Genomic DNA, 13,130 nt, shown 5'->3' on the forward strand with positions numbered 1-13,130 from the left:
CCTTCCCCGCACCCCATACGCCGACGCGAACGCCTCGTCGTCATACCAGCAGCCCAACTCCTCACGAACCCGCATCGCCAACGCACCCCGCGGAAAGGCCGCCCGAGCGACCCGGGCAGTATCGGCCGGCACCTCCGGCCACGGCTGCGGCTTCATCGACATGACCACCCCATTCTGCGGCCGGGAACAAACACCAGAAAACCGACCGGAAACGATCATGACCGGGTCAAGATCAACAAGCACGCACACCACACGGCGTGTCCCGAATAAGCCAACAGGGTCTAAGAGACCGAGAAACCTATGACAACCCGGCAAGCCGGGGTCAGGGTGCGGGCCACAGCCCTTCGGCGCGCACCCGCCAGTCTGGCTGCGGGAATCCAGGCGTGGGTCCCTCCGGTGCGCCGTCCCATCCGGCAGCCATCATCGCGACCGCATAGAGGAGACCGCCGTTACCCGGTAGGTACAAGGGCAGGGTGCCCGGACGCTGGAAGTTGTGGCCATTGGCGAGGTAGCGGTTCTTGGGGGCGTCGATCAGGAGCGCCTCGACGGCCAGGCGGGGTTCGCCGACCCGGCAGGCGGTCATCGCGAGGAGCGGGTAGTCCCATCCCCAGGTGTCGGCCCATTCCCAGCTGTCCAGGACGTACCGAAGCGTCGCCCGCATTCGCTCCGGCTCCACCCGCCCGACGGACGGGACGAAGCCCAGCGCGCCGACCATGGTGGGGTGTCCCTCGGGCCGGGTGACCGGATGCTCGAGTTCGACGTAGAGACCGTCCCGTGTCGGTAGGGCGGCGAGGCCGTTCGCGACCGAATCCCACAGCGAGATTCGGGCAAGGCCGAGCCGCTCGCGCCAGGCTTGCGCGGTCTTGAGACCCCACGCCCAGTACGCCAACTCGAACGACGGGTTGCGGGAGACCCGCCGATCGGGGAACGCCTTCTCCTGCGCTGAGGCGAGGGGCGGTCCGAGGTCGAAGCGGTCCTCGCGGGGGTTCCAGGTGGCGTATGACGCCATGAACGCCGCGGACTCGAAGACCAGCGGTGCGAACCGCTCCAGGGTCCGCCGGGTCGGCCGCCGGCGCCAGATGAGTTCGGCGTAGTAGATCGGGTGGGGTTGCTGCCAGATGAGGAGGGCGCCCACGTCGCTGGGGCTTTCCCGACCCTCGGGGCCGACCTGCTTGGGCCAGCGAGCGCCGGAATACCCCTGCAGGCGGGCGTACTCCTGCGCGACGGGCAGGATGCGGTCGTACCAGCCGAGGCTGCGTTCGAGCAAGGGCGTGCGATTCCACAAGGTGAAGTGCGCGGCGTGCCACCAGTGCATCTCGAGGTGGAACTTGCCCCGCCAGCTGTTGGTGACGAGCCCGGTCTCCTGTGGTGGCGTGGAGCCGGCGCAGTGGATGGCGGTGAGGTACTGCGAGAGGACCACGCGGCGTTCGAGCTCTTCAGCGCGCGGATCGGTGGCGTCGGAGAAGTCGACCATGCCGCCGGTCGTCCAGAACTCCGCCCAGTGGACCTCCGCTGCGGACAACGTGGCGGCCACTGTCTGCGGCGCCGCGACGACCGGGGGGGACGGGGAGAACGTCGCCGTGAACTCCAGGACACCGAGTCCGTCGGCGTGGATGGCGAAGTCGTGCTGGCCGAGTTCCTTGAGCCGGGCACCGGTGGTCCAGGCCAGCGAGACGTGGTGGACGTCGTCGTCGAGGACCCGGCGTAGGTCGGCGCGGCAGCCTCGGACGGTCACCTCGGTCTGGTGCCGGTCAGCCGACTCCCAGTCGCAGGCCTCGCTCCAGTCGCCAGTGGCGTAGGGGAACCGCACCCCGATCGCGAGCTCGCCCTTCGCCAGCAGCGGCGACTCGACGCGGACGGCGATGAGGTCAAGCTCCGGATCGCACGCTGTCGTGACCTCCACGATCGAGCCATCCAGCTCGAACCTGCTCTCGATCCGGCCACGCCACAGGTCCAGCCGCTGGCTGATGGCGCCGAGCGCGGTCACCTCGATCGGGGACCCGTCCGGCCGTACGAAGCCGATCCGCCCCAGGTCGACGCGGTGCGGATTTTCCCGCAACCACTGCCGGGCCTGCTTGCCGCGGTGGGAGACAGCCGGGTCGGCGAAGTCTGGACCGGTGGTGGCGTACGGCACGGTGCGGCCGTCGTCGGTCTGGTAGGCCTCGTACGCGTCGTCGAGCACGAACGCCTCGGGGTTGGGCGCGGTGTGCCAGGCCCACTGGGCCTGGGTGCCAAGGCGCATCCCATCGGTGTGGAACGCCGGAAAGGTCTGCAGACCGGTGACGTCGACCGTGAACGCGAACTCGCCGTTGCCCACGGACAACGGCTCCAACGGGTCGGGCGACGTCCGGTGGACGGAGTGCCTGGAGATTATTCGGTAATGGTCCATCAGCTTCTGAAGAGATCGAAGGTGTGATAGCGAGCCAGGGAGAACGCCTGCGTGGACGAAGCCCAGCCAGCGCCGGCCTCAGAAAAGAGCTGCCCTGTCTGGGCGCAGTGTTCGATGAGGTCGTCGACGCCGTCAAGGTGAACCCAACGCTCGCCGTTCTCCGATCGGTCGGTCGTGAAGCGTGGCGAGACGGGTCTGGGTCTGCCGGCGGACTCGTACATCCCGTTGAGGGCGAGGACGAAACCGCGGCACAGTCTAAGGGGGACCAGCAGCTGTTTGTTCGTGCCACGCACAACTTCGGCGACATTCGCGAGAAGGTCGGGTGCCTGGCCGCTGGTGTCGGGTGAGACCGCCAGGGGGAATTCGGGCGGGTCGATCTCGAGTCGCCCCTTGGTGTAGTACGCCGTTGCGGTCGCCAAGGATCCCTTGACGAAGACCCGGGGATCCGCGTGCGTTCCGGCGACCAGGGTGACGGCGGCGACGATGGGGATGCCTTCGTCAGTGGTGATCCGCACGCTCGCGGTGTCGTCGCCGTCAATGTCGCGGCAGCGGTAGAGCTCGGCCTGGACGGTCGCGGGCGTCGCGGGGTGGTCGTCGTCGCGTCCGGCGACCAGAAGGGCGTTCATCAGCGCGTGGGCGAAGGGGTTCGTCAGCGTTCCGTCGAGGACGTGCCTTCCCCGGTGCACCAGCGCGCCGGCCCAGTCGGTGCGGGCGTAGTAGGCGTCGGAGCGCTGCCAGTGTCCGGCGATCCCCACGAGTTCGATCTCGCCGAGAACGCCGCTGCGGCCCAGTTGCCCGAGCGCGCGGATGACGGGCGACCGAGCGTTCTGGAAGCCCACCTGGCACACGACGTCCCGACCCTCCTGCGCCTGGAGGAGCCGGTCGAGATCCTGCACGGTGACGACGGGCGGCTTCTCGACCAGGACGGAGACGTCGTGGGCGAACGCCTGGTCGATCATCTCCGCGTGCAGCGGGATGGGCGTGCCCAGCACCGCGATGTCGAGTGCCTCGTCGGCGAGGAGCCGCTCGAACGACGCGTACCCAGGGAGCGGGTGCGGGCACAACGCCGCGACGGTCCCGGCTGCGTCGGGGGCGACGTCGGCGTAGGCCACGAGCCGGAGCAGGCCCTCGCCGTCCAGCCGGACGGCGTTCCGTAGGTGGTTTCGGCCGTAACCGTTGACGCCCGCGAGGCCGACGCGAGGGGATGCCGCCGCGATCGGGCGTTGGTCGAAGTCCACGCAGCCCCTTCTGCCTTGGAAGATCACGAGCCAGCTCGGAGGATCCGAGCCTTCGGCCCGACTGGGTAACCAGCGAAGAGCGACGTCGTTCGGACTACTGCCGCACGCCGTCGCTTGGAGTCACCCTAGGTGAACGCAGTGTGGGGTGGTGGGGTACGTCTGGTGATCGTCCGGAACCGGACCAACCTTTCTCGCGCTTACTGTGCGGAGTCCCGCGAGGGATCCGCCGGCAGCCGAGGTGACGGCGGCGGGTGGTCCTCCCAGGCCGCGGATTGGTCCAGCACCGTCCCGGCCGGACCACCTGGTGAGGGCACGGGCACGGCGTTGCGGGCATCGCCACGCGGCCCGACGAACGTCCGCAGGGACCAGAAGATCGCGCCGAGAGGAATCTCGAGGACGTAGGTGAACATCGAGAACAGCAGGACGGCGGCGGCCACGGGTCCCGCGGGGGCGCTGAGGTGGATCATGACGGCGGCCGTGCCCGCCTCCGCGATCCCGAAGCCACCGGGCGTCACCACGACCGTGGTGAGCAGGCGCCCGAGCGCGAACGCCGCGATGGCCTCGGCAAGCCCGATGTAGGCGCCGGTCGCCAGGAGGCAGGCGCAGAAGAGGACCGCCTGCAGCCCGACGTAGGCGATCATGCCGAGCGTCATCGTCGGCCAGGCCGAACGCAGCAGGTCAGCCGTCGTCCCGCGGAGGTTCTCCAGGGCCAGGCTCGGGCGGTGAACCCTTGCCCGGATCCGGCTGGGGAGGAGGCGTACGCCAGTGTCGGCGGCCTGCCCCAGCATGCGAGCCGCGGGATCCCACCGCAACGCCAGCACGGTGGCGGCCACGACGCCGATGAGCGCGAGCGCCGCGAGTTCGGCGGGTACCGCCAGCTTCGCGTCGGGGACCCGCCCCGAAGCGAGCAGGGCCAGCAGGCCGAACGCCGGCAGTAGGAACCTGGCCAGGAGGTTCCAGATGCCGCTCGTCACCGTCGACACCGCCACCGCCTGCGTGCGGAAGCCCCAGGCCCGTGCCAAGGCGAAGTTGACGGCGACCCCGGCCGCGCCCCCGAACGGCATGAGGTTGCTGACCGCGCTGCCGACGCAGTTGAGGGTGAGTGCCTGGGGGTTCGTGAGCCCGGGAAGGGACGCGGTGAGGACGTAGGTGTACGCCCACAGCCCGGCGAGCCAGAGGCCGAACAACCCGACGACCACCGGCCATTCGAGCTCGGCGAACTGCGCCCAGATGTCACCCCACCCGATGCCCACGAAGTACGGCAGGCCGACCACCAGGCCGACCGCGACCAGGATCGAGAGGGCTGACATGACCGGCCGGGTACGTACGCCGACGAAGGGGCTCGTCATCGGTCTGCCGCCGCGGTGGGGGTGGGCCCGGGCGGGCGAAGCCCGCGAGGGGCCGGAGCTACCTCAGTGGGGGTGGGCCCGGGCGGGCGAAGCCCGCGAGGGGCCGGAGCTACCTCAGTGGGGGTGGGGTGGGTGGTGGCGAGGCCGGCCAGGGGATGGGTGAGACGGGTCCCTGGCGCCGCGTCACGCTGGACGTACCACTCGGTGCCCAGCACCAGGCGGAAGAGCGGGCCGGGCAACCGCCGCAGGGCCGCCACCGTGCGCACGGAGTCGCCGCCGGTGGCCTGGGTGGCGTGCGCGGTCAGGCTGGCTCGCTTGGCATTGGCGTAGCGGCGTACGTCAATCCGGTGGGTGATCTCCTCCCGCGCGCTGAACGCCCGCTCGAAGCTGTCGACGTCGAACTCGGCCGGGAAGCGGTAGACCCGGCCGATCAGGCGCAGCGCCCGCAGGAGCAGGTGCCGGTCGACGGTGGCCTCGAGGACCCGTGGGGTGCCGGCGAGTTGGGCGGCCCGGGCGCCGACGTGGTGGACCCGCACGTGGTCGGGATGGCCGTATCCGCCCGCCGGGTCGTACGTCGTCAACAGGTCGGCGTTCTCTTCGCGCAGGATCGCGGCGAGCCGGCCCGCCGCCTCGTCGACGTCGGCCTTCGCGAACGCCACCCGCCCGTCAGTGGCGGCCGCGCCGTCGAGCCCGGAGTCGGCGTACCCGAGGTACTCCACCCGCGCACAGCCCAGCACCCGCGCGGAGGCGTGGAGTTCACACATCCGCACATCCCCCAGCGCGTTGTCACCCAGCGAGTCCGGCGCGGCCAGGCCCTGGTCACCCGCCGTGGCGACAACCAGGACCACGCGGTGACCCTCCGCGGCGAGCAGGGCCATCGTGCCCGAGGTGAAGAGCGCTTCGTCATCAGGATGCGCGTGAAAGAAAACGCAAGTGTGCGTCACACCATCACCCTCGCACGCTCGCGACCGGAAGTGCCGTGGAGTAAGGGACATCTCCGGGTGACCTCCATATCAATCTCGGGGATCGAACCCGTGGTGGAAAGATCACACTGCCTGATAGGCATGGATGTGTGCGGAAGGGGAACAGGGGACAGGATGTCGGAAAGCCGGATGTTCTGGCGCGGTCGGGTTCGATACCTTACCCGCCAAGCCTTTGTTTGAGTGGCATCTGGTGTTTGAGTGGCATCCGGTGGTCCGGTATTAAGAACGGCGCACGTATGGCGGAGGTCGAATCGGGGGACCCGCGGTGAAAGTCGTACACGTGAGTGACTGTTTCCTGCCCCGCCTGGGCGGGATCGAGATCCAGGTCGCCGAACTCGCCCGCCTGCAAAGCGAAGCCGGGCACGAGGTTCACGTCGTCACCGCCACTCCCGATCGGGATGGCAGTGCCCGCATACCTCAGGGGATATCGGTGCATCGGGTGGTGGCCGCTCTGCCGTTCGAGTTGCCGATCCATCCACGGACGGGTCACCACGTCGGCCGGATCTGCCAGGAACTCCAGCCCGACGTTCTCCATCTTCATGTCGGTGCGGTTTCGCCCTTCGCCTGGTCCGCTCTGCGGGTGGCGGCCCGGCGGTCCCTGCCGACCGTCGTCACCGTGCACAGCATGTGGGATCCGATCACCCGTGGGCTCTATGAGGGATTGGACGCCGGCCTGCGGTGGTCTGGTTGGCCCGTGGTGTGTACGACGGTGAGCGAGGCGGCGGCAGCGCCGATCCGGTCGGTGGTGGGGTCGCGGATCCCGGTCCACGTGGTGGCGAACGGCATCGACACCGCGCAGTGGCGGCCTGAGCCGTTGGTGTCCGGAAGCGAGGTACGCGAGGAGCGGCCGGAGGACCTGCCGGCCGAGGTCCACGTCGTCGCGGTCGGCCGGCTCGCGCCGCGCAAGCGCCCCTTGACACTGCTGCGGATCCTGCGCGCCACGCGGGCCGCCCTCGGCGCCGGCGTCCGTCTGCGGGCGACCGTGGTCGGTGATGGTCCGGCCCGGGGACTCATGGAGCGTTACCTGCGCCACCACGCGATGTCGGACTGGGTGGAGTTGGCGGGGCGGCTCGACCGGGCCGAGGTCCGCGCGGTCCTGCGAAGCGCCGACGTCTTCCTTGCCCCCGCCAACCGCGAGTCCTTCGGCATTGCGGCGCTGGAGGCGAGGACGGCCGGCGTACCCGTGGTGGCGTACGCCGAGGGTGGGGTCGCCGACTTCGTGATCTCTGAGAAGGAGGGCCTGCTCGGGCGCTCGCCAGCGGAGTTGGCGGCGGCGGTCGTCCGGCTCGCCCGCGACCATGACCTGCGGACGGCGATCGCCGAACACAACCGCGCCACTGAGCCGGTCCGCTGCACGTGGCCGGTCGTCCTGTCTGACTTCGAGGAACGCTACTCGCAGGCGAGGGCCCGTGCCGGAAATGGCGGCGGACGCGGCGGCGGCCAGGCCGGGCTTCCCGGCGGTCGCCGCCACGTGCGCAGGTCGCGGCGATCGACGCCCGTCTGACGCGGGGTCGTCGAGGTCGGCGGCTCGGCGGCTCGGCGGTCATCGGGCCGGCTGGAGGTCCACGTTCACAGTGGGGCGGATCTTCCCGCACAATGGGGCCCTTACGTGGAGCACCTCAGCCAGGAAGGTGGCAGCGGATGCGCACGACGTTGCGGGACGTCGCGGAGCTGGCGGGGGTGTCCCCCAAGACCGTCTCGAACGTGGTCAACGGATACGTCCACGTTCGGGCCTCGACCCGGAGCCGGGTCGAGGAGGCCATCGCGACCCTCAACTACCGCCCGAACCTCTCTGCCCGCAGCCTGCGGCGGGGGCGTACCGGCGTCATCGCGCTCGCCGTGCCCGAGTTGGACGTCCCCTACTTCGCCGAACTCGCCCGCCATCTGGTGAGCGAGGCCGACCGGCACGGATGGACGGTGCTGGTCGACCAGACCGAAGGGGTCCAGGAGCGGGAACGCCAGATCATCGGCGGGCTTCGCGACCAACTCATCGACGGGCTGATCCTCAGTCCGCTCGCCCTCACCGTGGGGGACCTCGCCGCGCGGACCGACTCCACGCCGATGGTGCTCCTCGGGGAGCGGATCCACAACGGCCCCGCCGACCACGTGGTGATCGACAACGTCGCAGCCGCCCGGGATGCCACCGCCCACCTCATCGGGCTGGGGCGTACCCGCATCGCCGCGATCGGTGCCCAGGAAGTCCCCGAGGGGATGACCGCGCGGGTGCGGCTGGAAGGTTACCGCCGTGCGCTCGCCGAAGCCGGGCTGCCGTACGACGAACGACTGGTGGTTCCAACGGACCGCTTCGACCGGGCTGACGGCGCGGCGGCGATGGCGGCGCTGCTCGACCGCTCACCCCGCCCCGACGCGGTCTTCTGTTTCAGCGACGTCCTGGCGCTCGGGGTGCTCCGTACGCTGGCGGAGCGCGGCGTACGCGTGCCCGAGGACGTCGCGGTGGTCGGTTTCGACGACATCCAGGATGGCCGCTATTCGGTGCCGACCCTCTCGACGATCTCGCCGGACAAGCAGCAGATCGCCCGGGTGGCGGTGGACCTGCTCAACCAGCAGGTGGTGCGGGGCGGGTCCGGGCAGGCGGATGCGGCGGGCCCGCAGGAGATCTTCGCGTCCTACACGTTGAAGGCGCGCGAGAGCACCCTCGGCCGCTCGGGCGGCGGTCCTTCGTAACCGAGGTCCTGCCGAGTTGTCATAGGCCCGAGTTGTCACCAGCCCGGTGGTGGGTTCACCAGGTGCAGGAGTTTGGCGAACTCACTGGCGGCCTCGTGTTGGCCAGGTCAGCTCAGGATCGTGAAGATTTTGGGGTGCTATGACCCCCTGAAGTTCTCACAGTCTTGCTGAGGTGTAGCGGATGTGAGGCCAGTTCGGGTTCTCGTTGCGCCGAGTCGTCGCCATGCAAGGCGAATTCGGCGTGCTTCGTGGGGGTAACCGCGTGAGGTGGCGGGCGTCTCGAATGGCGTACACCCAACCGTTTCGGATAGTGAGAAGCCGGGCTTCTGTCTCACATGGTGTACACCCGTTGGCGGACCTCACGCGGCAAGTCCCCACCTCACTAGGCGAATTTTCCTTGCCTGGTGGGGATATGCCCTGCCTCGCAGCGGAGAAGGCGTACGCGATATGAGACAACGCCCGCCTTGTCTCATATCGCGGGCAGACCTGAAGGTGTCGCGGCGCGAAACCTTGAGTAGATGCCCAGTTCCCGCGCAAAAGTGGGCGTCTACTCAAGGTTCGGCGAGCACGGGTGCCGTGCCTGGGCCGCCACAGCGTCGCCAGGTCCCACGTCGACCTCCGCTCCTCCAACTGCCTGGCGCGACGGGGTTTTGAATAAGCCTCCGAGTGTGTCCGCGACTTGTCCGAAGCTTCTGCGCGTGGGGGGGGCGATCCTTCGGACAAGTCCAAGATCCCGCCCCTCAGTGGGCCAGTTGTCTCGCGGCCCGGACGGTTTGCGGTTGGCTCGAGATTATTTCGGGGAAGCGGTCCAAGTTTCGCGCGAAGCGCGGGCCATTTCCCCGAAATGATCTCGATCTGCGTCGAGAGTTGTGCACTACGCGAGATCGCTCACCGAGGTTTGCGGTGGGGTTGGCTCACCGGCGCGCCCGCGTGGAGGAGCGGGATCAGTACCTCGTCGACGATCTCGACGATCACCTCGTCGGGAATGGGGGTGCCCTTGATGAGGAAATGCTGCCGGAGCAAGGCCTGGCCGACTTCGAGGCGGCGCGGTGTGACGGCCGAGGGATCGATCTCCCCACGGTCCGCGGCCCGGCGGGCGATCGCGAGCATGATCCGCTCCCAGGTTCCCTGGGAGTACTGCGCGAGGGCTTGGGGACGATCCCGCAGGAGTTCGCTGATCAGCCCGCGTAGCGCCTCGCCCGCGGGACCGGCGAGAGTGGTGGCCGCGAAGCGCATGCTGGCCAGCAGGTCGCCGCGCAGGCTGCCAGTGTCGGGTGGGGTCAGCGGGTCGGGCATCGCGTGACGGACCGCGTCGAGCGCGAGTTCGGCGCGGGTCGGCCACCGACGGTAGAGAGAGGCCTTGCCGGCGCGGGCCCGCTCGGCGACGCGTTCCATGCTCAGCTTCGCGTACCCACTCTCGGCGAGCTCGTCGAGAGTCGCCTGGAAGATCGCCGCGTTGAGCGCCGCACCGCGCCGGCGGGGCTGCTTGCGATGGTCGCTGGCAGGCCGTCCCGGGTCAGCGTTCAGCTCGGAACTCATGCCCCGCATGCTACGGACGGTCACTATCGTCCGAGGCCGAAGCTGAGGCTGAGGTCACCCGCCCGGTGTTGCCATCCACCGTCACCAACTGCCCGTTGGTCAGGACGCCGGTGCCTCGGGCCGTGCCCATCACCGCGGGAATGCCGTACTCCCGCGCCACGATCGCGGCGTGCGACGCGATCCCTCCAGAGTCGACGACCACGGCGGCGGCGCGCTGGAACAACGGCGTCCATGCCGGGTTGGTGTAGGGACAGACGAGCACGTCGCCGCTGGCGAGTTGGCCGAACTCCGCCGCCTCGCGGATGACCCTGACCGGTCCGGTGATCCGCCCGCCTCCGCCCGGAGCTCCGACCACCAGGGCGTCCCCGCTGTCGGGCGGGGTGGGAAAGACCAGCGTGGGGTCGATGAGGCGTACGCCAGCAAGCTCCTCCCGCTTGGCGGACCGGGCGCGGACCCCAGCGCGGAGTTTCTCGGCGTACGCCTCGTCAAGATCAGGTAACTCGGTGATCGCCTCCAGCTCCTCCAGGCGCAGGTGGAACACGTCCTCGGGGGCCGCGAGGATGCCCGCGTCGCGCAGCCGGCCGCCGATCTCCAGCAGGGCGCGGCGCAGGATCGGAAGCGGCTTGGTGAAGTAGAAGTGGCTGTCCTCCCGGAACGCGAGACCCGCGCGAGCCGCTTCGACCCACCGCAGTAGCGGGGCGCGGATGCCTGAGGCTCGCAGCAGCGGATGGGTGAGCAGGCGCTCCATGGACACCTCGGCCGGACCCGCGGTCCGAGGAGATGGTGGTTTGCTGGCGAGCACCTTCACCAGTCCGAGGACGGTCTCAGGCGATTCCCCCAGGGTGGGCGGTGAGACCAGGATCGGGCTCGCGGTCTCGCGGTGGCCGTACTCCACCAGGAACGCCTCCAGCGCGGCGGCGAAGGCACCGAACTCCGGATCCCCCTCGATCGCGTCCATCAACTGGTGGGGCTCGAGCGTGGCGAAGGTGCCCGCCAGCCGGGGAGTCTCGCGCACCTGTGCGGCCAGCGCCTCCAGCGCGAGGTTGGCGTCGTGGGTGCGGGTGTGGGCGCCGAGGATCAGGTCGTTCAGGAGGTCGCCGCGCCGCAGCACCTTGAGTGCCACCGCGAGTCGCCCCAGCGCGAGGACCGCGCGGGGCAGGTAGTCGGCGCGGAGATCACCGGCCGGCTCGACCAGCGTCAAAGCCTGCCTTGGGACCTGGATCAACTCCGACCAGGGCATGGTCGCGAGGTCGTGGCCGGCGACGTCACTGATCCGGCGAATCCACTCGGTGAAACGCGGGTCCTCGGTCCATCGGTCGGGATCGTGTCGCCGGGCCCGGGCGGCGATCCGGAACGGCACCGCGAGCACCCCGATCGTGGGCGTGGGGGACGGGGGTACGAGGGCGACGACCACGCCGTCCTCTTCGCGCAGGAAGCCGTCGAGGGCACCCCGGAATCCGAAGCTCTCCGCAATCTTGCCCATGAGCCCTGCCGGACCGTACGGCACCCAGGTGGTCACGTCGATCGGATAAGGCCGGACGGGAACGTAGTCGAGCAGGACCGAGCCCAGCCGCCGCTGAACGGCGTTCAGTCGCAGGGGCGGCGGGGGCACCGCCGTCATCGGGCGCGCCTGGACCAGCCACACCCGCCTATCCGCATAGGCCCACTCGATGTCCTGTGGCCGGCCGAAGTGTTCGGCGACGGAGGTGCCGAGGCGGGCCAGCTCCTCCAGAACTCCGGCCGGAAGTCGTTGGGGCTTCGCCGTGCTCTGCCCCTGCCCTTCCTCGTGGGTGACGCCGCCACCGGACGTACCCCGGATGACGACCTCACGCCGCCCGGGCGACCACTCACGGACCTTTCCGTCGGGGTCGAGTACGTAGTGGTCGGGGGTGACGAGACCGGAGACGACCGCCTCGCCGAGTCCCTCGCTGGCGTCGATCACGATCTCGCCGCGCTCACCGGTGACGGGATTCGCGGTGAACATCACCCCCGCGGTGTCGGCCTGGACCATGGCCTGTACGACGACCGCGATGCGCACCTCGTCGGAGTCGATCCCGCGCCGGCGGCGGTAGGCGATGGCCCGGTCGGTCCACAGCGAACCCCAGCACCGGCGTACGGCGTCGAGCAGCGCCTCCTCGCCAACCACGTTGAGGTAGGTGTCCTGCTGACCGGCGAACGCCGCTCCGGGCAGGTCCTCGGCCGTGGCACTGGAACGCACCGCGACCGGGACCCGCCCAAGCCGGGCGTAGGCCTCGACCAGCGCTGCCCGCAGACCGTCGGGGATCGCGGCCGTCTCGAAGCCGGCGCGGATCTTGGCGCCGTCGTCGTCCCCAGTGGCGAGCCGGCCAGCAACGAGCTCGGTGATGGTGGCGGCCAGGTCGGTACCGCTGGCGATCGTGGCGTACGCCTGGGTCGTGACCAGGAATCCGTCGGGGACCGGGAAGCCGTGCTGGATGAGCTCGCCGAGATTGGCCCCCTTGCCGCCGGCCAGGGGGAGGTCGTCCTTGCCGAACGTACGAAGGGGCGCGACGAGCTGGTCCGTCATCCCTGTCATGGGGGTCTCCCGATGGCCTGAGCGTGCCGGCGATAGAGAACGATTTGTTCTCTAGTTTCGGGAGGCTACTGTTCAACTCCACGAAACGCAACGTTCACTAAAGGCCGCCTCGGGAATCCGCGCCAGGCAACTCTGGCGGGACTTAGCTTGTTGTTTAACCTTTTTGGTTGGTCGCTGTGGTGACTGGTGTGTCCGTTTTGGTGATCTTCCCGACGTGGCGTACGACGGCGCGTTGCTTGTTGGGTGAGTTGGGGGGACGGCCTGGGCCAGGGTGGGAGGGTTTCGGGACGCCGGCCGGAAGCACCATGGTCGGGCGGATGTTGCGAAATCCTCGACGGGTCTGGGCGGGGGTGAGCCGGCGGGGATCGCGGGTGCGTGGTTCCCAGGGGCGAC

8 protein-coding genes and 1 pseudogene are annotated in these 13,130 nt (G+C 69.6%); 2 read left to right on the forward strand and 7 right to left on the reverse strand.

The window, feature by feature from the left end; all coding sequences use genetic code 11:
* Nucleotides 1–322: 322 nt before the first annotated feature.
* From B141_RS0137835 to B141_RS45075, 4 genes are all read right to left on the reverse strand, one after another.
* On the reverse strand, nt 323–2,317 hold the full coding sequence (locus B141_RS0137835; protein ID WP_020580370.1) for a hypothetical protein: 1,995 nt from the start codon (nt 2,315–2,317) through the stop codon (nt 323–325).
* A gap of 71 nt (nt 2,318–2,388) precedes the next feature.
* Nucleotides 2,389–3,627, reverse strand: a complete 1,239-nt coding sequence (locus B141_RS0137840; protein WP_020580371.1) for a Gfo/Idh/MocA family protein — start codon at nt 3,625–3,627, stop codon at nt 2,389–2,391.
* Between the two features lie 197 nt (nt 3,628–3,824).
* Nucleotides 3,825–4,976 carry a lysylphosphatidylglycerol synthase transmembrane domain-containing protein gene (locus B141_RS45070; RefSeq protein WP_202806065.1) on the reverse strand — a complete coding sequence of 384 codons (1,152 nt, stop codon included), beginning with the start codon at nt 4,974–4,976 and terminating at the stop codon, nt 3,825–3,827.
* Entirely contained in the window at nt 4,973–5,920 is a 948-nt protein-coding gene (locus tag B141_RS45075) for a PIG-L family deacetylase (RefSeq protein ID WP_237742913.1), read from the reverse strand. The genes B141_RS45070 and B141_RS45075 overlap by 4 nt, the downstream gene beginning before the upstream one ends.
* A gap of 304 nt (nt 5,921–6,224) precedes the next feature.
* Here B141_RS45075 and B141_RS45085 point away from each other — a divergent pair, with 304 nt between their 5' ends.
* Nucleotides 6,225–7,463 (forward strand): glycosyltransferase family 4 protein, encoded by a 1,239-nt coding sequence (locus B141_RS45085; RefSeq protein ID WP_084678779.1) that lies wholly within the window; start codon nt 6,225–6,227, stop codon nt 7,461–7,463.
* A 137-nt stretch (nt 7,464–7,600) separates the two neighbouring features.
* The gene (locus B141_RS0137860) at nt 7,601–8,644 is read left to right on the forward strand and encodes a LacI family DNA-binding transcriptional regulator (RefSeq protein WP_020580376.1); all 1,044 of its coding nucleotides are present in this window, start codon (nt 7,601–7,603) and stop codon (nt 8,642–8,644) included.
* Between the two features lie 888 nt (nt 8,645–9,532).
* Here B141_RS0137860 and B141_RS0137865 read toward each other — a convergent pair.
* From B141_RS0137865 to B141_RS52065, 3 genes and pseudogenes are all read right to left on the reverse strand, one after another.
* Nucleotides 9,533–10,183 carry a TetR/AcrR family transcriptional regulator gene (locus B141_RS0137865; RefSeq protein WP_020580377.1) on the reverse strand — a complete coding sequence of 217 codons (651 nt, stop codon included), beginning with the start codon at nt 10,181–10,183 and terminating at the stop codon, nt 9,533–9,535.
* Between the two features lie 10 nt (nt 10,184–10,193).
* Nucleotides 10,194–12,737, reverse strand: a complete 2,544-nt coding sequence (locus B141_RS52500) for a PEP/pyruvate-binding domain-containing protein (RefSeq protein WP_202806067.1) — start codon at nt 12,735–12,737, stop codon at nt 10,194–10,196.
* 154 nt (nt 12,738–12,891) lie between these two features.
* Nucleotides 12,892–13,130: pseudogene (locus B141_RS52065) on the reverse strand (NF041680 family putative transposase); the annotation flags it as partial.

Source organism: Actinopolymorpha alba DSM 45243 (assembly GCF_000373925.1).
In the GTDB taxonomy this organism is placed as follows: domain Bacteria; phylum Actinomycetota; class Actinomycetes; order Propionibacteriales; family Actinopolymorphaceae; genus Actinopolymorpha; species Actinopolymorpha alba.